Origin of the sequence: Streptomyces sp. NPDC057136 (genome assembly GCF_042670885.1) — a bacterium.
Taxonomy (GTDB): domain Bacteria; phylum Actinomycetota; class Actinomycetes; order Streptomycetales; family Streptomycetaceae; genus Streptomyces.
The window spans coordinates 159,337-176,770 of sequence record NZ_JBHUUV010000009.1; the positions used below are offsets into that span (position 1 = coordinate 159,337).

Annotated in this window: 14 protein-coding genes, 2 tRNA genes and 3 pseudogenes; 7 read left to right on the forward strand and 12 right to left on the reverse strand. The window is 70.8% G+C overall.

Annotated elements, in window-relative coordinates:
- Positions 1 to 25: 25 nt before the first annotated feature.
- From ACFT7S_RS14400 to ACFT7S_RS14415, 4 genes are all read right to left on the reverse strand, one after another.
- Positions 26 to 1,543 carry an ATP-binding protein gene (locus tag ACFT7S_RS14400; protein WP_382731369.1) on the reverse strand — a complete coding sequence of 506 codons (1,518 nt, stop codon included), beginning with the start codon at positions 1,541 to 1,543 and terminating at the stop codon, positions 26 to 28.
- Between the two features lie 22 nt (positions 1,544 to 1,565).
- On the reverse strand, positions 1,566 to 2,309 hold the full coding sequence (locus ACFT7S_RS14405; protein ID WP_382731170.1) for a response regulator transcription factor: 744 nt from the start codon (positions 2,307 to 2,309) through the stop codon (positions 1,566 to 1,568).
- Between the two features lie 67 nt (positions 2,310 to 2,376).
- Complete coding sequence (locus ACFT7S_RS14410) at positions 2,377 to 3,249, reverse strand: amidohydrolase family protein (RefSeq protein WP_382731173.1); 873 nt, start codon at positions 3,247 to 3,249, stop codon at positions 2,377 to 2,379.
- 54 nt (positions 3,250 to 3,303) lie between these two features.
- Positions 3,304 to 4,188, reverse strand: coding sequence for a DUF2797 domain-containing protein (locus ACFT7S_RS14415; protein WP_382731372.1), 885 nt, complete (start codon positions 4,186 to 4,188; stop codon positions 3,304 to 3,306).
- Between the two features lie 74 nt (positions 4,189 to 4,262).
- On the opposite strand from ACFT7S_RS14415, the gene ACFT7S_RS14420 reads away from it, so the two are divergent.
- The 4 genes and pseudogenes from ACFT7S_RS14420 (at position 4,263) to ACFT7S_RS14435 (ending at position 6,216) form a co-directional block, all read left to right on the forward strand.
- Complete coding sequence (locus ACFT7S_RS14420; protein WP_382731176.1) at positions 4,263 to 4,718, forward strand: GNAT family N-acetyltransferase; 456 nt, start codon at positions 4,263 to 4,265, stop codon at positions 4,716 to 4,718.
- Positions 4,715 to 5,107, forward strand: a complete 393-nt coding sequence (locus tag ACFT7S_RS14425; RefSeq protein WP_382731178.1) for a winged helix-turn-helix transcriptional regulator — start codon at positions 4,715 to 4,717, stop codon at positions 5,105 to 5,107. The genes ACFT7S_RS14420 and ACFT7S_RS14425 overlap by 4 nt, the downstream gene beginning before the upstream one ends.
- A gap of 47 nt (positions 5,108 to 5,154) precedes the next feature.
- A pseudogene (locus ACFT7S_RS14430) lies at positions 5,155 to 5,367 on the forward strand (hypothetical protein); the annotation flags it as partial.
- Between the two features lie 150 nt (positions 5,368 to 5,517).
- Positions 5,518 to 6,216, forward strand: a complete 699-nt coding sequence (locus ACFT7S_RS14435) for a hypothetical protein (protein ID WP_382731179.1) — start codon at positions 5,518 to 5,520, stop codon at positions 6,214 to 6,216.
- Between the two features lie 118 nt (positions 6,217 to 6,334).
- On the opposite strand, the pseudogene ACFT7S_RS14440 reads toward ACFT7S_RS14435, so the two are convergent.
- Positions 6,335 to 6,444 (reverse strand): annotated as a pseudogene (locus tag ACFT7S_RS14440) (NUDIX hydrolase); the annotation flags it as partial.
- On the opposite strand from ACFT7S_RS14440, the pseudogene ACFT7S_RS14445 reads away from it, so the two are divergent.
- Positions 6,429 to 6,608, forward strand: a pseudogene (locus ACFT7S_RS14445) (replication initiator); the annotation flags it as partial. The pseudogenes ACFT7S_RS14440 and ACFT7S_RS14445 sit on opposite strands and share 16 nt — an antisense overlap.
- Before the next feature lie 127 nt (positions 6,609 to 6,735).
- On the opposite strand, the gene ACFT7S_RS14450 reads toward ACFT7S_RS14445, so the two are convergent.
- Both ACFT7S_RS14450 and ACFT7S_RS14455 read right to left on the reverse strand, forming a co-directional pair.
- A tRNA-Arg gene (locus ACFT7S_RS14450) sits at positions 6,736 to 6,808 on the reverse strand.
- Between the two features lie 238 nt (positions 6,809 to 7,046).
- A tRNA-Ser gene (locus ACFT7S_RS14455) sits at positions 7,047 to 7,137 on the reverse strand.
- Between the two features lie 214 nt (positions 7,138 to 7,351).
- On the opposite strand from ACFT7S_RS14455, the gene ACFT7S_RS14460 reads away from it, so the two are divergent.
- Together ACFT7S_RS14460 and ACFT7S_RS14465 are read left to right on the forward strand one after the other, a co-directional pair.
- On the forward strand, positions 7,352 to 7,870 hold the full coding sequence (locus tag ACFT7S_RS14460; protein WP_382731182.1) for an SSI family serine proteinase inhibitor: 519 nt from the start codon (positions 7,352 to 7,354) through the stop codon (positions 7,868 to 7,870).
- Positions 7,871 to 8,119: 249 nt separating this feature from the next.
- The gene (locus ACFT7S_RS14465) at positions 8,120 to 12,112 is read left to right on the forward strand and encodes a PAS domain-containing protein (protein WP_382731184.1); all 3,993 of its coding nucleotides are present in this window, start codon (positions 8,120 to 8,122) and stop codon (positions 12,110 to 12,112) included.
- A gap of 60 nt (positions 12,113 to 12,172) precedes the next feature.
- On the opposite strand, the gene ACFT7S_RS14470 is transcribed toward ACFT7S_RS14465, so the two are convergent.
- From ACFT7S_RS14470 to ACFT7S_RS14490, 5 genes are all read right to left on the reverse strand, one after another.
- Positions 12,173 to 13,819, reverse strand: coding sequence for a long-chain fatty acid--CoA ligase (locus ACFT7S_RS14470; protein ID WP_382731187.1), 1,647 nt, complete (start codon positions 13,817 to 13,819; stop codon positions 12,173 to 12,175).
- A 135-nt stretch (positions 13,820 to 13,954) separates the two neighbouring features.
- Positions 13,955 to 14,518 carry a SigE family RNA polymerase sigma factor gene (locus ACFT7S_RS14475; RefSeq protein ID WP_382731189.1) on the reverse strand — a complete coding sequence of 188 codons (564 nt, stop codon included), beginning with the start codon at positions 14,516 to 14,518 and terminating at the stop codon, positions 13,955 to 13,957.
- A gap of 206 nt (positions 14,519 to 14,724) precedes the next feature.
- A complete protein-coding gene (locus tag ACFT7S_RS14480) occupies positions 14,725 to 15,891 on the reverse strand; it encodes a lipid-transfer protein (protein ID WP_382731191.1) in 1,167 nt (388 codons plus the stop codon).
- Positions 15,888 to 16,388: an acyl dehydratase gene (locus ACFT7S_RS14485; RefSeq protein ID WP_382731193.1), complete on the reverse strand. Its 501-nt coding sequence runs from the start codon at positions 16,386 to 16,388 to the stop codon at positions 15,888 to 15,890. The genes ACFT7S_RS14480 and ACFT7S_RS14485 overlap by 4 nt, the downstream gene beginning before the upstream one ends.
- Positions 16,385 to 17,434 carry an acyl-CoA dehydrogenase family protein gene (locus tag ACFT7S_RS14490; protein ID WP_382731196.1) on the reverse strand — a complete coding sequence of 350 codons (1,050 nt, stop codon included), beginning with the start codon at positions 17,432 to 17,434 and terminating at the stop codon, positions 16,385 to 16,387. The genes ACFT7S_RS14485 and ACFT7S_RS14490 overlap by 4 nt, the downstream gene beginning before the upstream one ends.

The window sequence follows — 17,434 nt, forward strand, 5'->3', positions numbered from 1 at the left end:
GCCAGGACAGCTGCGGCGAGAGGCCCTAGTTCCCCGCGTACACCGGATCGGCCGGAAGCCGCACGGCGAACACCGTGTTCCCCGGCACCGACCGCACCTCCACCCGCCCGTCGTGCGCGGCGACGACGGCCTGCACGATGGCGAGCCCGAGACCTGTGGAGCCCGCGTTGCGCGAGCGCGAGGCATCGCCCCGCGCGAACCGTTCGAAGACGTGCGGCAGGAGGTCGGCCGCGATGCCCGGCCCGTCGTCCTGCACCTCGAGCGTCACCCAGGGATGCCCGGCGCCCGCCGCACGGACGCGCGCGGTGACCGTGGTCCCGGGCGGGGTGTGGGTACGGGCGTTCGCCAACAGGTTGACCAGCACCTGATGAAGCCGGGTCGGATCGGCCCGTACGGGCGCGGGAACGTCCGGCAGCTCCAGCCGCCAGTGGTGCTCGTCGTCCCACGCACCGGCCTCGCCGGTCCGGCCGGCGGCACGCGCGTCGCTCACGGCGTCGACGACGAGCGGCGACAGATCAGTGCTCTCGTACGAGAGCGGGCGCCCCGCGTCGAGCCGCGCCAGGAGCAGCAGGTCCTCGACCATGCCGGTCATCCGCTGTGCCTCCGACTCGATACGCCCCAGCGCGTGCCGGGTGTCGGGGCCGGTCTCCTCGCGTCCGCGCCGGGTCAGTTCGGCGTAGCCGCGTATCGAGGCCAGCGGGGTGCGCAGTTCATGGCTGGCGTCGGCGACGAACTGCCGTACCCGTGTCTCGCTCTCCTGGCGCACCTCAAGCGCCGAACCGACGTGCCCCAGCATCCGGTTGAGGGCCGCACCGACCTGTCCGACCTCGGTACGGGGATCGGCCTCGGCGTCCGGTACGCGTTCGGCGAGGTCCACCTCGCCGCTGTGCAGAGGGAGTTCGGAGACCCGGGTCGCCGTGGCGGCCACCCGGCGCAGCGGGCGCAGGGCGACGCCGACCATGGCGGCGCCCGCGATCCCGGCGGCGACGAGTCCGGCCGCGGTGACGCAGACCTCCACGAGGATCAGGGCGGTGAGGTCACTGCGCACCTCGTCGGCGGGAATGCCGACGAGGATCGTGGTCCCGTCGGACGTAGGGACGGCCTCCACGCGGTAGCTGCCGAGGCCCGGCAGATCGACGCCGTGCACCCCGGAGCCCGCCTCGGCACCTGCTGCCACCAGCGCGTCCGACTCGGCGTCGGTCAGCGCCCTCGAACTTTCCTGGGCGCGCTGCCCCTTGTCCTCGACGACCTTCGAGCCGGTGACGGAGCCCTCGTCGTCCAGAACGGCACCGACCGTACCGAAGGGCTGGCCACCCCCGCCGATGAAACCCAGCGGCCCGGTGCCCTGGAGCCCCATGGGGAGCGGCGAACCGGGCGGCCGTTCGGCCCGTACGGCGATGGAGTGCAGCTGGTCGTCCAGCTTGCCGTACATATAGCTCTGGAACGCGATGGCGGTCACCGTGCCGATGACGGCCGCCACGACCGCGATGAGCGAGACGGCGGACACGACGAGCCGGGTCCGCAGCGTCCACGGCCGCCTCAGCCGGCCCGCCGGCCGCACCCGCCTACTCACCGGGCTTGATCAGATACCCGGCCCCGCGCCGGGTGTGGATCATCGGGGAGCGCCCCGCGTCGATCTTCTTGCGGAGATACGAAATGTAGAGCTCGACGACATTGGCCTGGCCGCCGAAGTCGTAGTTCCACACCCGGTCCAGGATCTGGGCCTTGCTCAGCACCCGGCGCGGATTGCGCATCAGGAAGCGGAGCAGTTCGAATTCGGTCGCCGTGAGATGGATGGACTGCTCACCCCGGCTGACCTCGTGGCTGTCCTCGTTGAGCACCAGGTCACCGACGGCGAGCGTGGAGTCGCTCCGCGCCGCGGCGGCCGTACCGGACCGGCGGATCAGCCCGCGCAGCCGCGCCACGACCTCCTCCAGGCTGAACGGCTTGGTGACGTAGTCGTCGCCGCCCGCGGTGAGCCCGGCGATGCGGTCCTCGACCGAGTCGCGCGCCGTAAGGAACAGGACCGGCACATCGGAGAGCTCACGGCGCATCCTGCCGAGGACGGCGAGCCCGTCCATGTCGGGCAGCATCACGTCGAGCACGACCGCGTCGGGCCGGAAGTCGCGCGCCGCGCGCACGGCCCCTGCGCCGTCCCCGGCACTGCGCACGTCCCAGCCCTCGTACCGCAGGGCCATGGAGAGCAGCTCGGCGAGCGGAGCCTCGTCGTCCACCACGAGTACGCGGACCGGACTGCGGTCCGGCCTGAGCAGTTCGGTACGCCCCTGGGGCGAGGTCGTCATCGTCATGCCTCCACCCTGGAAGGCGCCCGTGAGAGAGCTCTTGCCCGTTCCTGTGAATTCCCTGAGAAAGGCCTCAGCGGAACAACGCGCTCGCGTTCCCATGACACACAGCCCGCAACCACGCATCGCCCAGCTCCAGCCGCTCCAGAGCGTGCAGCTGGTGGACGTACGGGTACGGGATGTTCGGGAAGTCCGTGCCCAGCAGAATCCGGTCCTCCAGATCCGCGAGCCGCCCCCGTTCCCCGACGGGGAACGGGGTGAGTCCCTCGCTGAAGTCCGTGAACGCCATCGTCGTATCGAGCCGCACCTCGGGGTACGTCTCCGCAAGCGCCAGGAAGTCCGCGTACTCCGGCATCCCCATGTGCGCCACCACGAGCCGCAGCCGCGGATGCCGCGCCAGCAGCCGGCCGACCGGTCCCGGCCCCGTGTACTTGCCGGGCGTCGGCCCGGACCCGCAGTGCATCACCACCGGAACCCCGGCCTCCGCGAGCAGCCCCCACACCGGCTCAAGGAGCGGGTCGTTCGGGTCGTAAGCCCCGACCTGGAGGTGCGACTTGAACACCCGCGCCCCCGCCTCGACGGCCTCCCGCACATACCTCTCCACGCCCTCCTCCGGAAAGAAGGTCGCCGTGTGCAGACAGTCGGGCACCCGCTCCGCGAAGTCCGCGGCCCAGCCGTTCAGCCAGGCCGCCATCCCCGCCCGGTGCGGATAGAGCATCGAGGTGAACCGGAGCACGCCGAACGACCGCAGCAGCGCGAGCCGTTCGTCCTCGTCGTGCCGGTAGGCGATCGGCCACTCCATACCGGTCAGCGGCCCCACCGAGTCGAAGTACGCCCACACCTTGCGGAGCACCTGCTCCGGCATGAAGTGCGTATGGACATCGATGATCCCGGGAAGCCCGAGCCGCTCCCAGAACCGCACGACATCCGCGCTGTCACCACTCACACCAGCCACCCCGCTCACTCCCTGCCCACCCCTCTCACTCCCTCCCCGACCCTCTCAGAACAACCCGTCCTGCACCCCGCCACCCCCGATATCGACGACGGGCACACTCACCCCTGCCCCCGCGTCGGCCCCCGTGAGCTCCCAGCCGGTGACCAGCCGGGTGTCCAGCACCACGACACCCCCCGCCCCGGTCTCCAGATGCAGATCCGGCCCGGCCGCCGCCACCAGCCGCCCGGCCACCACACCCCCGTCGACCAGCCCGGTCACCGCCCGCGCCACCTCGACCGTCCCGCCGAGCCCGAACACCGCACCATGGTCGACGGCCTCGAACGGCAGACGCTCCAACGACTCCGGCCACCCGCCCCCTTCGAGCGCCGCGGCCCGCCCGTACAACTCAGCCACCTCAGCGGCCCGCTCCTCAACCCCCGGCAGCACGGCGCGCACAGCTCTCTTCCTCGCGTACGGAATCCGGTCCGGCACTCCGAGCGCGGCCCGCAGCAGCTCCTCCGTGCGCCGCGCGGCCATCAGCGGCCCGCGCCCCAGCCAGCTGAACACCACGGCCCCCTGCTCCCGCAGCCGCGCCGCACCCCGCTCCTCTGAGGTGATCCCGACCTTGACCATCCCGGGCCCGAACCAGGCGACATAGACGCGGTACGTCCGCGGGTCGTCGGCGATCGTGTCGGCCGCGACCGAATGCGCCCGGTCCAGCCGCGCGCACTCCGGACACCGCGCCCCCGTACTGCGCGCCGGCACCACGGCCGCCACCGGACAGACGTTGCCCCGCGCCCCGACACAGTGCCGCTCCCCAACGGCCCGGAACCCGAGCTCCTTCCCATACGAAAGGACACTCACCCGCCGAACAGCGGTCACACCATCCTTCTGCCACCCCAGCTCGGGCCCGTCATCGGGCCACCGCAGACCGGTGCACCGCCATCCCACGCGCAACCCCCGCACTCCACAGAAACATCAGCGCACCCACGGTACGGGCGCCACGGGTGGTGCATCCTGTTGCGATGACCGGCCTCCGTATCGAACAGCCCGTCGGCGACGCCATGCTCAAGGACTGGCAGCACGCCCACAACGTGATCATCCCGGCCCACGCCCTGTCGCTCGACGACGTGCGGGAACGCGCCCTGCGCAACCACCTGGAGGTCGCATACCTCGACGACGTCCTCGTGGGCTGCACGACCGTACGTCCACCGGCGGACGACTCCTCCACAGTGACCGTCATCGCCCGCGTACTCACCGCCCACCGCGGCCAGGGCTTCGGCACCGAGCTCTACGAACGCTCTCTGAAGCAGGCACACACCCTCGGCGCCCAGGTGATCGAGACGGTGGTCCTGGCCTCCGACACGGACGGCCTGCGGTTCGCGCTGAAGCACGGGTTCGTCGAGACCGAGCGCTATCAGCTGCTGCCGGGCGACAGCGTCCACTGGATCACGTTGCGACTCGAAGGGAACGACGCATGACTGTGGACGAAGCCCACCCCGCGCTCACGGCGGTGAGCCCGCTCAGCTGCCCCGTTGGCCCTGTCATCGACATCGTGTTCAGCCGCTGGACCACACCGATCCTGCTGAATCTGAACGAGTACGGCCGCCAGCGCTTCGTCGAACTGGAACGCCGCATCGGCGTCATCACCCCCAAGGTGCTGACCCAACGCCTGCGCCAACTCGAACGCGACGGCCTCGTGGAGCGCACGTACTACCCCGAGGTCCCCCCGCGCGTGGAGTACGAGATCACCGAACTGGGCCGCAGCCTGGCCCCCCTGTTCGCCACCCTGGCCACCTGGGCAACCACCAACCTGCCCAAGGTCGAACAGGCCCGCCTGACGTACGACGCCACCGATCAGAGTCGGTAACGGACGAGGACGGTTGCTGTGGTTGCGGTACTGCGCTGCTGTACCGGACCACGACGGGGGCACTGGAACCCGCATCATCGGTGGCGTCCGAGCGGGTGGCCTGGCGCCTACGCGAGTTCCACGACGAACTGGCGCCTCACCGGCGAGAGCCCGTAGCTGTCGTCTTCGAGTCCCGTCTCCGGGAAGTCCTCCCGGTCACCCAATGGCGGACGCTCGCGCCCTTCGAAAAGACCTCTGACAGACATGACGAGGGTCGTTGATTTGATAAACAGCCCGGATCGGACTCGCGCGATCATTCGCGGGCGCAAGCACAGTGCCACAGAAAATCCGTCTGGCGTGATCACTGGGCCTTTCGAGTGACAATCCGCTGTTGACCAGCACATTCCAACAAAAGAAACGTTGTTCCAATCATGGATCCGCAGCAGTCCTGGAGTCAGCACAAAGTCCTAGCGGAAGAATTCTGTTTGCATGACAAACGGGTCAGATTGGTGGAAGAAGCGCTACGAGAGGCGCAGCTGTACCGCAGCCGTCTACTGGCAGCGTTTGCCGTCACAGTGGGGCGGGACAGGTCCGCAGCCGACCTGTTGGGCCTGCCTGAGCGTGAGGTGAGGTCAGCACGCCGCGAGGTGGGCAAGAGTAATGCGCGGATCGTTGCTGGCGACATGCTCGACGGCCAGACGGCTTCCGACGAGAACCGTCCGGCCGCCGAGTGGTCGGGAGACCTGGATGCTGCCCTCGGTACCGGCTGGAGCCAGGGGGTCGATCTGCATGTGCTGGCTGCGCAGATCGGCACCGACGTGGCAAGCGTCGTAGCGCGGCTGAAGGAGTTGTCCACGCAGGGGATGCTGCGCGGAAATGGCGGTGCCGCATCCAAGGGGCGCCACCGTAAGCAGGGCGAGAGGGCTGGCTCCCATGCAGCCGAGGACGCTCCTGACCAACAGCCACAGCAGCCGGCGGGATCGCAGACGGTCAATCAGGACATCGCAGGGAATTGGGATGCGTGGGAGACGCAGCTCACACATGAGTCGAACAACCCCACCGTGGGTGCGGTCAGTGGCGTCGTCCTGGAAGGCGAGGTCTACTCGCCGTCTCGGTACGATCACTATTAGGCAGTGAGACTGATCGTCCTCGACACGGTGACCCAAAGCCCGTGTCGAGGACATGACCGCCCACCCACTAACAGGGGTGACGATCAATCGGGAGGCCCGCTGTCAACTCCCCGCGAGGTCAGCGGATCGCCTCATCCATGAGCACGTACAGCACGCCACGAGAGATCCACTGCTGACGATCTCACGGCGGTCGATCATGCCTCGGATGTCCGCGATCGGGATCCACTCAAATGGCAGCCCGCGAACAATCCCGGCTCTCCTTCGGGAAGGTCGCCGAATACCGAAAGCGCTGCGCGGTCCACCTCCACGCCGTGATCCGCTTCGACGGACCCGACGGGCCCGATTCACCGCCCCCGGCCTGGGCCACCCTCGACCTGCTCGACGACGCGATTGGTCGGCTGTCGGACGCGATGGGCGGTACCGGCTGACGCGGTTGCTGTACTCCGCTGCTGTACTCCGCTGCTGTACGGGCAACGCGAAAGGCCCCCGGGATTTCTCCTGGGGGCCTTTCGCCTGCTGTGCACTCGGCAGGATTCGAACCTGCAACCTTCTGATCCGTAGTCAGATGCTCTATCCGTTAAGCTACGAGTGCCTGCCGTTGGTGTGACCCGCTGGCTTGCCTCCCGGGCTTTTCTGCCCCGTCGGCGTTGCGAGAACAACATTACATGACCTGCGCCGTCACGCGAAATCCATTAGCTCCACCAGCCCTGAGCTGCGGAAACGCCGTCTCGGGACCCTTGCGGGGCGGGTCGTCCTTCACCCGTACGGAGCCATCGGCGGCCGGAGACGACCGAAGCCCCGTGCCAGGGGCACGGGGCTTCGGGTGAGAGCGGAGGCGGAGGGATTTGAACCCTCGATGGGCTTTAAGACCCAAACCGCATTAGCAGTGCGGCGCCATAGACCGGACTAGGCGACGCCTCCAGCACACCCCGCGCGAGCGCGGGTGGTGCGTTGCAGATGATGACACAGTCGAGCGCGCTGTCACCAATCGCCGCCCACCGTACTAGGCATGCGGGTGCCAGGGCAAAGCACCGCTGCGGTTGCGCATCGTCGGGGCGTGCGGAGCGTTATAGGGAGAGGGGGCGCCGCCCCCTCCCGTCCGCCGCACGTCGTGTCCAGAGCACAGGAGCCCCGCATGCTGCGTCGTCTCGCCGTCACCGCTGTCGCCTCTCTCGCCGCACTCGCCGCCGCCGCGCCGGCGGCGATCGCCGTGGCCCCGGTCCCCGTACCGCTGCTGCCGCTGCTGCCGCTGCCGGTGTTCCTCCAGAACGACTTCCCGCAGAACGACCCGCAGGACCCGTGGAGCCGTGGGGGCCAGGATGCCGGGATGCGGATGACCGTGACCGTCACGGACTCCGGGGACCCGGCGGCCGACGGCACCTTCGAGCTCCTGTGCGGGCCCGACAGGGCGGGCGGCACCCACGCGAAGGCACAGGCGGCCTGCGGCCGGCTGGCGGAAGCGGAGGCCGCGGGCGAGAACCCGTTCCTGCCGACGCCCAAGGACGCCATGTGCACCCAGATGCACGGCGGTCCGGCCACCGCGCGGATCGTCGGGACCTGGCAGGGGCAGGACTTCTCCGCGTATCTGAACCGGGTGAACGGCTGCGAGATCTCACGCTGGAACAACCTGATTCCGGTCCTGCCCACCGTCTGACAGCCCTCCCGCAGGCCCTCCCGCCGGCCCGGCCGCCCGGTGTCCGCGCACGTCACACGGTGCGCGGACGGTCACAGGTCACGCCCCCGGCGTACACGGCTCGCACAGAACCTTGGTGAGAGCTCCCCCTCATAGGCCGCCCCGCTGCCCTCCCCTGCCTTTAGACTCCTCCAGTGACAGCCTGCGGCCCGAGGGGCAGGATGGGGCCCGCTGTCGGCAAGGTGCGGTAATCAGGGAGGAAGCGTCGTCGTGAGCAGCAGGCCATCCCGAGGCGCTGCTCGCCTCGCAGCCATACTCGACGCCCTTCCGGACGGGCTTCTGCTCGTCAATTGCAACGGCACGGTCGTCAACGCCAACACCATCGCCCTCGAAATGTTCGAGACCCCGGGCACCGCGCTCGTCGGGCGCGGACTGCTCGATCTGCTTCCGGAGTTCGACTCCAAGCTGATCCCGGGGTCGATGCGTCGGCCGGAGGCTGCGGACGAGCAGGGCAGGACCAAGCCGACGCGGATGACCGCGCGGCGTACCGACGGCATCGAATTCCCGGCGGAGATCACCAGCGCGAGCCTGGACAGCGGCCAGGCCGGGTACAACGACATCCACTCCAGCTACACCGGCGACGAGCTGCTGATGCTGGTCGTACGCGATCTGTCGGGCACCGTCGACACCGAGGCCGAACTGGCCCGTTCGCAGCGCCAGACGGAGATGATCCTGCGGGCCGCGTCCGAGGGCGTCGTGGGTACGGACACGGACGGCCGCGTCGTCCTCGTCAACCCGGCCGCCGCCCAGATACTCGGCTTCCGCGCCAGCGACCTCGGCGGCAAGGAACTGCACCCGCTGGTCCTTCACTCGCGTGCGGAGGGCGAGCCCTTCCCGTACGAGGAGTCCCCACTCGCCGACACCCTCAAGTCCGGGCGCAAGCACCGGGTGCGCGGGCAGGTGCTGTGGTCCAGGAGCGGCGCGCAGGTGCCGGTCGATCTGACGACCGCACCGGTCAGGGACGGGGACCAGCTGGTCGGTGCGGTGATGACGTTCACCGACCGCAGGCCGTACGAGGAGCTCACCGAGCAGCACACGACCGAGGTCGACGAACTGACCGGGAGCCACACCGCCGAGGTCACCCGGCTCACCGAGGCCCACGCCGCGGAGCTCGCCGAGCTGACCGAGCGGCACGCGGCCGAACTCGCCGACCGCACGGAGCGGTACGCCTCCGAGCTGGAGAAGCAGACCGACCTGGTCACCGGACTGAGCTCCCGGCAGGGCCAGCTGACCGCCGTACTCGGCGAGTCGCTGCGCGGCCCGCTGGAGGAGCTGCGCGGTGAGCTGTCCACGCTCGCCGCCGATCCGGCCGGCCAGCTGTGGCCGGAGGCCAACCAGATCCTGCACCACCTGGCCGCGGGCTACGCCCGGATGACGACCCTCGTCGACAACGTGCTGGGGTACCAGCGTCTGGACTCGGGTACGGAGGGTCTCGCCAAGGTCCCCGTACTGCTCGACGGTGTCGTGGCGGCCGGTATCGACGGCGCGGTGGAGCTGATCGGGCCGGGGCGCGCGCAGTTCGCGGTGCATGCCCCGCCGATCGAGGCCGAGGTGGACCCGGGGCGGCTGGCGACGGCGCTCGCCCACCTGGTCGCGGACGTCGCCGGTGTCGACTCGACGGGCAAGACCCGCCTGACGCCCGGCGGCGGTTACGTCGATTCGACGGTCGTCGTGGCGGCCGCGCAGCGCGGTGACGTCGTACGGATCGAGGTGCGCGGGCCGTTCGCCGGGGGAGACCCGGTGCACGAGCCGATCGTGCGCGGGATCGTACGGGCGCACGGCGGGGTGCTCCAGACGCACGAGATGCCGGGGATGAGCGGCAGTGCGTACGTACTCGAAGTACCGCTCGGAGCCGGCTCCGGCACGGTTGTGCCCCCGCCGGTGGAGGCCGTGCCGGCTCAGGAGAGCGTGCCGGCTCAGGAGAGCGTGCCGGCTCAGGAGATCGTCCTACAGGGCCAGGGCGCTACGAGTGGTGGTCGGCGCAGAGCGCGCAGGTCGTCGACCGACGCCTTCCTGGACAGTCCTGTGGGCGGCGCCGAGGCGACGGACACCGATGCGGCGGAGCCGACCGGGCGGCGCAGGGCCCGGCGCGGGACGGCGGCGCCGGAAGCCGCTGCCGAGGAGCAGCCGCAGCTCGCGGAACCGGGGCCCGGGGCGCCGAACGGCGGTTCCGGCCGCAGGCGCGGACGCCCCAGCCCGGCGGAGACGGGGGCGGTGAATCTGCCGGAGCCGGAGGAGGCTCAGGGGGCTCGGGGGGTGGTCCAGCAGGGCCAGGCGTTGGCGTTGCCCGCTGTTGCCTCGGGTCCCTCCGTGGTTCCCGCCCCTTCCGAAGGGTCCGTGGTGACCGCGGCCGAGGGTGCGCAGGGTCGTCCGCAGCTCGGGCAGACCGTGCCGCCGCAGGGCGTGCCGTCGGGCGCGCAGATGCCGGTTTCGCCGTCGGGCCACCGTGCGCGACGGGACGGAGAGCCCCAGCCGGCCCTTCCGGCCCTCGCCTCACCGCCCTCCCCTGACGGGCCTTCGGGCGCTTCGGGCGGCGACGCCCAGGGCTCGCAGCCCGGTGGGCGCCGGGCGCGACGCGCGCTGTCGGCCGCCCAGGAGCGTGCCGCTCAGGCCGAGCCGACGGGGCCGCGCACCGCGTTCGCGCTGCCGCCGGCCGACGCGGACCGGGTTCCGCCCGTGGCCGAGGCGGCGGGCGAACCGTCGCCCCAGCGCCACGACGCCGTACAGACCACGCCGGACGCCGACCACACACCGCCGCAGGCGCACCCCGTACCGTCCAGCCGCCGCCGGGCGCGCCGTCCCGTCGCGCTGGAGGAGCCGGGCAACGCGTCCACGCCCCCCGGCTGGGGTCAGGACGGCACCTCGGGCCAGGGCCTGGCCGCACTGGCGGGGGACACGAACGCGCCCGACGACGAGTCCTGGGCGGGCCGCGACCGGACCACGCACACCACCGGGGCCATCCCGGCCCCCGCACCGGTCCCGCCGCAGGAGAGCGCACGGCCCGCCGCGCCCCACCCCGCCGACCCCAGGACCCCCGTACAGGATGTGCGGCGCCAGCCGTTGCCCGCCGAAGCACCGATGCCCGCGTCCTCGGACTCGACCCAGGGCCGTGCGTTCAGCGTGCGGACGCTGGGGCAGGGTGTGCCGTTCGCGCAGCACCTCGCGCACCAGCAGAACCAGAGCCTCGGCGGGCGGCGCCGCAAGCTGGCCGCCCCGCCGGAGGCCGAGCCTCCGGCGCCGCCCGTTCCGCCGCAGCCCGGTGCCGCCCCGGCCGGCCCCGAACCGGCCGCCACGCAGGGTGGCGCCACGAAGGGCCCCGGGTCCGGTCAGCTGCTGTCGACCCCGGTGGCCGCAGGGCGCGCGTACGCCATAGGGGCGCCCGACAGGGGCGCCGCCGAAGGACCGGAGCCGCTGGACGGCCCCGGTGGCGCGGTCGAGGTCGCCAATCGGCCGCAGCCCCGCCCCGTCGACGACGAGCTCCCCCCGGAGCCGCTGGACAATCCGCGACGGCTGCTCGTCTGGCCGGCGCCCGACGTCTCCACCCAGCAGGCGCTGAGCGACCGCGGCTACCGCCCCGTGATCGTGCACTCCCGCGAAGAGGTCGACGCCCAGATCGCCGCGTTCCCCGCCGCGCTCTTCGTGGACCCGCTGACCGGCCCGATCACCCGGACCGCCCTCCAGTCGCTGCGCCGGGCGGCGGTGGCCGCCGAGGTTCCGGTGCTGGTGACGGCCGGGCTCGGACAGGCGACGCGCGAGGCGGCGTACGGTGCCGACCCCGCCGTACTCCTCAAGGCGCTCGCCCCCCGCGACAGCGAACAGCATCCGCCGCGGGTGCTCCTGATCGAGGAGCACGAGGAGATCGCGGTGGCGCTGACGGAGACGCTGGAGCGCCGCGGGATGCAGGTCGCGAGGGCGGCGTCCGACAACGAGGCGGTCGAGCTCGCCACCCGGATGCGGCCGAACCTGGTGGTCATGGATCTGATGCAGGTACGCCGCCGACGGGCCGGAATCATCGACTGGCTGCGCGCGAACGGCCAGTTGAACCGCACGCCGCTGGTCGTCTACACCTCGACCGGTCTGCACGAGTCGGAACTGTCCGGGCTCGGCTCGGGCGAAACCGTTCTGTTCCTGGCCGAGCGCTCCACCAGCGACGAGGTGCAGTCCCGCATCGTCGACCTGCTGGCGAAGATTGGCACCAACTGACGCGTGCATACGAAGAGGGCGGTACGGGAAGTCCCGTACCGCCCTCTTTCTCGAACCGGGTCAGAGCTGGGTGATGTCCAGCTCACCGTCCGCGTACTGCTTGCGGATCACCTTCTTGTCGAACTTGCCGACGCTCGTCTTCGGAACCGCCGGGATGATCGTCCAGCGTTCCGGCAGCTGCCACTTGGCGACCGACTGCGCGAGGAACTCCTTCAGTTCGGCGTAGTCGGCGGTGGCGCCCTCCTTGAGGACGACGGTGGCGAGCGGGCGCTCGCCCCACTTCTCGTCGGGGACGGCCACGACCGCGGCCTCGGCCACGTCCGGGTGCCCCATCAGCGCGTTTTCCAGTTCGACGCTGCTGATCCACTCCCCGCCGGACTTGATGACGTCCTTGGCCCGGTCGGTGAGGGTGAGGAAGCCGTCCGCGCTGATCACGCCGACGTCACCGGTCTTCAGCCAGCCGTCCTCGCTGAATTTGTCCTCGGGCCGCAGGTGCTCGCCGTCCGAACCGCCGTAGTACGCACCGGCGATCCAGGACCCGCGGACCTCCAGCTCACCGGCCGACTCGCCGTCCCACGGCAGGTGGTCGCCGCCGGGGCCGACCAGACGTGCCTCGACGCCGGCGGGGAAGCGGCCCTGCGTGATGCGGTACGGCCATTCCTCCTCCTCGGTCAGCCCGGCGGGCGGGTTGGCCATGGTGCCGAGCGGCGAGGTCTCCGTCATGCCCCAGGCGTGGCAGAGGCGGACGCCCAGCTTGTCGTACGCCTCCATGAGGGAGGGCGGGCAGGCGGCGCCGCCGATGGTGACGCTGGCCATGGACGTGAGGTCGCGCGGGTTGGCGGTGACCTCGGCGAGCAGTCCCTGCCAGATGGTGGGGACGGCGGCGGCGTGGGTCGGCTTCTCGCGCTCGATCATGTCGGCGAGCGGGGCGGGCTGGAGGAAGCGGTCCGGCATGAGCATGTTGACGCCGGTCATGAACGTCGCATGCGGCAAACCCCAAGCATTTACATGAAATTGGGGTACAACCACCAGGGTGGTGTCCTTGTCCGTCAGCCCCATCGACTCGGTCATGTTGACCTGCATGGAGTGCAGGTAGATGGAGCGGTGGGAGTAGACGACGCCCTTGGGGTCGCCCGTGGTGCCGGAGGTGTAACACATGGCGGCGGCCTGGCGTTCGTCCAGCTCGGGCCAGTCGTAGTCGGTGGCCCGACCGGCCAGCAGCTCCTCGTACTCGTGCACGCGCGGCGCGATTCCGCTGAGCCCGGAGCGGTCACCCGGGCCCGAGACCACCACATGCTCGATGGACGGCAGATGGGGGAGCAGCGGCACGAGCAGCGGCAGCAGCGACCCGTTGACGATCACGACCTTGTCGTCGGCGTGATTGACGATCCACGCCAGCTGTTCGGCGGGAAGCCGGAGGTTGAGCGTGTGCAGTACGGCGCCCATGGAGGGGATCGCCAGATAGGCCTCGACGTGCTCGGCGTTGTTCCACATGAGCGTGGCGACCCGCTGGTCGTCGTCGATGCCGAGCTCGTCGCGCAGGGCGTGGGCCAGCTGTCCGGCGCGCCTGCCGATCTCGGCGAAGGTACGACGATGCGGCTCGGGTTCGCCGGTCCAGGTCGTGACCTGCGACTTCCCGTGGATCGACATCCCATGGGTCAGGATGCGGGTGACAGTCAGCGGTACGTCCTGCATGGTGCTGAGCACGGCGTCCTCCCGGTGGGCGCTACGCGGCAGTAATGTTCCGCTGATTCTGCGCACATACCACTTGGTATGTCACTACTCCTGCGCATACGAATCGGTGTCGCCGGGCAAAACCGCTCGTCCCGGGACGGGCCGCCCTTACCGGACCGGGGTCAGCTCCGGGTCCTCGCGGAGTTTGCCGAGTGCCCGCGAGACCGCACTCTTGACCGTCCCGATGGACACACCGAGCACCTCGGCCGTCTGGGCCTCGCTGAGATCCTCGTAGTAGCGCAGGACGACCATGGCGCGCTGCCGGTCCGGGAGCTTGAGGACGGCCCGCCACATCGCGTCGTGCAGCGACTGCTGCTCGGCCGGGTCGGGGGCCGGTACGGCCTCCTGCTCGGGCAGCTCCTCACAGGCGAACTCGTCGACCTTGCGCTTGCGCCACTGCGAGGTGCGCGTGTTCACCAGGGCCCGGCGGACATATCCGTCGAGAGCCCGATGGTCCTCGATCCGCTCCCACGCGACGTACGTCTTGGTGAGCGCGGTCTGCAGCAGATCCTCCGCATCGCTCGGGTTCGCGGTGAGCGAGCGGGCCGTCCGCAGCAGTACAGGCCCCCGCGCCCGTACGTACGAGGAGAACGACGCATAGGGCGAGCAGGTCGGGTGTCCGGCGGCGGCAGCGACTGCCCTGGAGGCGCCGGTGCAGACTGGCGTGGTCATTCCTCCACGCTAGAAGCGGGTGCCACCCAGGGGATCGGCCCCAGGTCCCGAAGCGACGTCCGCCTCAGGTTGTAGGGGCGGGGCAGGCTCCACCTCCTGAAGGTGGAGGGGCCGGCGGCCCGCGTCAGGGTCCGCCCCTGAGCCGGACACCGGCCGGCCGGCACCTGTGCGCACCGCCTCCGCCGGACCTCAGCCGCGCCGCACGCTCAGTCGTCCGTGCCCAGGATCAGCCCCGATGTGGGAACGCCCGTACCGGCCGTGACCAGCGTCCTGGCCGCACCGGATATCTGGTTCACCGAGGTGGAACGGATCTGCCGGACCGCCTCCGCGATGCCGTTCATCCCGTGCAGATACGCCTCTCCCAGCTGCCCTCCGTGCGTGTTCAGGGGCAGTTCGTCGCCCGCCACGAAGTCCGCGGCCTCACCCGGCCCGCAGAAACCGAACTCCTCCAGCTGCATGAGGACGAACGGGGTGAAGTGGTCGTAGAGGATGCCCACATCGATATCGGCGGGGGACAGCCCGGAGCTGCGCCAGAGCTGTCGGGCCACCACTCCCATCTCCGGCAGTCCCGTCAGCCCGTCGCGGTAGAAGCTGGTCATCTGCTCCTGGGCCCGTCCCGCCCCCTGGGCCGCGGCGACGATCACGGCGGGTGGCTGGGGCAGGTCCCTGGCCCGCTCGGCACTGGTGACCACGATCGCCTGCCCGCCGTCGGTCTCCTGGCAGCAGTCGAGCAGCCGCAGCGGTTCGACGATCCACCGCGAGGCGGCGTGATCGGCGAGGGTGATCGGCTTCCCGTAGAAGTGTGCCGCCGGATTCCTGGCGGCATGGCGTCTGTCCGTGACCGCTACATGCCCGAAGACCTCGGGGCTCAGACCGTAGGTGTGCAGGTAGCGCTGGGCCGCCATCGCCACCCAGGAGGCGGGGGTGAGCAGCCCGAAGGGGAGATTCCAGCCAAGCGCTGACCCCTCCGCGGTGGGCTCGCGCTGCTGTACGCCGGAACCGAATCTGCGCCCGGAGCGCTCGTTGAACGCGCGGTAGCAGACAACGACATCGGCCACCCCGCTCGCCACGGCCAGCGCCGCCTGCTGCACGGTGGCGCACGCGGCCCCGCCGCCGTAGTGGACCCGGGAGAAGAACGACAGCTCACCGATGCCGGCCGCCTGCGCGACCGTGATCTCGGGGCTGGTGTCCATGGTGAACGTGACCATCCCGTCGACGTCGGCGGGGGTCAGCCCGGCATCGTCGAGAGCGGCCCGCACGGCCTCGACGGCCAGTTTCAACTCACTGCGCCCCGAGTCCTTGGAGAACTCGGTCGCCCCGATCCCTACGACCGCGGCCTTTCCGCCGAGCGAATCGGCCCTGCGCAGGCTCATGCCACCGCCTCCACCGACGGGCCGGCGGCCGGCAGAGCGACGGTGACCCTGCCCGAGACATGGCGCCCCAGCCCATTGGTCCCCACGACCTCCACCTCCACGATCTCTACCTCTGCGGCCTCCGCCGCCGCGATCTCCGTGCCCCCGGTCGAGTCCGCCGTGCCTGATACTGCGACGACCGTTCCGGTCAACACCATCAGGTCCCCGGGGTAGTTGGGTGCTCCCAGTCGGATCGCGACCTTCCTCAGCACCGCCGACGGACCGAAGCGGTCGGTGACGAACCGGCCCACGAGACCGTTCGTCGTGAGGATGTTCATGAAGATGTCCGGCGACCCCTTCTCCCGCGCGAGCTCGGCATCATGGTGCACATCCTGGTAATCGCGGGACGCGACGGCCCCCGCAACGATGAGGGTGCGGGTCACCTCGATCTCCAGCGGCGCCAGCTCCTCGCCCACGCACGGTCGCCCTGCCGCACCGCGGACCTCTTCCTGCCTCATGTCGACACCTCCTCCGCCCCCGTCTCCGCCAGCAACTGGCCCAGCTCATCGAGCACTTCACTGCCACATCCCAAGTAGGCGTCGAGCTGGCGCCCCCACAGGAAGTGCCGGTGGACGGGATGCTCCAGGTCGGCACCCGTCCCGCCGTGGAGATGCTGTCCGGCGTGTACGACGCGCCGGCCCGCCTCCGACGCCCACCACGCGGCCGTCAGCGCCTGTGCCCCGTACGCGAGCGAGTGGTCGCGCCGCCATGCCGCCTCGTACGCGGTGACCCGGATCGCCTCGGTGTCCATGTGCGCGTCGGCGGCGCGCAGCAGTACCGCCTGGTTGGTGGAGAGCGGACGGCCGAACTGCGCCCGGGTCGCGGTGTGTTCGACGGCGCGCGCCAGCGAACCGGCCGCCACTCCGGCCTGCAGCCCCGCGAACGCCGTACGGCTCATGGCCAGCACCGAGGCGTAGGCACCCGCCCCGCCGAGCCGTTCCCCGGGTGCCCCGTCCAGGTCGAGCCGCGCCGCCGCCCACGGCGCCGTCGTCTCCACCAGCTGCACCGAAACCCCGTGCTCTGCGGTACGCACCATCCACAGCGCCCTGTCCGCGTCGGGCACCAGGACATGCGTCGCGTCCCGCAGCCAGGGCACGTACGGCACGGTCCCGCTCAGCCGCCCGCCATCACCGTCCGAGCGGAGACCGCCGCGCGCCGGAAACGCCCCCGTCGCCACCGCCGTGCCGTCCCGCAGTGGCGGCAGCAGCCGCTCGCGCTGCTCAGCCGAGCCGTGCTCGTCGACCGCCAGCACCCCGTATACGCACGTCGCCGCGAAGGGCACCTGCGCGGTGGTCCTGCCCTGCTCCTCCAGCAGCAGCACCAGCCCCAGCAGCCCGATCTCCTCGACCGCGGCGATCAGCCCTGCCGCGCACAGCTCCTTCCAGAGCTCGGCGTCGGTGCCCGTCCCGGCCGTCGCCAGTCGCTCGTGCGTCGAGAGGTCCTTGAAGATCCGGGCGGCAAGCCCCTGCCCCGCGGCCTGTTCCTCCGTAGGCGTGAAGTCCAT

What these genes read in the sequence shown, in the direction of transcription:
- ACFT7S_RS14420 (WP_382731176.1), top strand. Translation starts at nt 4,263, where the DNA reads ATGACCGGCCTCCGTATCGAACAGCCCGTCGGCGACGCCATGCTCAAG.
- ACFT7S_RS14460 (WP_382731182.1), top strand. Translation starts at nt 7,352, where the DNA reads ATGCTGCGTCGTCTCGCCGTCACCGCTGTCGCCTCTCTCGCCGCACTC.
- ACFT7S_RS14490 (WP_382731196.1), bottom strand. Translation starts at nt 17,434, where the DNA reads ATGGACTTCACGCCTACGGAGGAACAGGCCGCGGGGCAGGGGCTTGCC.
- ACFT7S_RS14485 (WP_382731193.1), bottom strand. Translation starts at nt 16,388, where the DNA reads ATGAGGCAGGAAGAGGTCCGCGGTGCGGCAGGGCGACCGTGCGTGGGC.
- ACFT7S_RS14435 (WP_382731179.1), top strand. Translation starts at nt 5,518, where the DNA reads ATGGATCCGCAGCAGTCCTGGAGTCAGCACAAAGTCCTAGCGGAAGAA.
- ACFT7S_RS14425 (WP_382731178.1), top strand. Translation starts at nt 4,715, where the DNA reads ATGACTGTGGACGAAGCCCACCCCGCGCTCACGGCGGTGAGCCCGCTC.
- ACFT7S_RS14475 (WP_382731189.1), bottom strand. Translation starts at nt 14,518, where the DNA reads ATGACCACGCCAGTCTGCACCGGCGCCTCCAGGGCAGTCGCTGCCGCC.
- ACFT7S_RS14405 (WP_382731170.1), bottom strand. Translation starts at nt 2,309, where the DNA reads ATGACGATGACGACCTCGCCCCAGGGGCGTACCGAACTGCTCAGGCCG.
- ACFT7S_RS14480 (WP_382731191.1), bottom strand. Translation starts at nt 15,891, where the DNA reads ATGAGCCTGCGCAGGGCCGATTCGCTCGGCGGAAAGGCCGCGGTCGTA.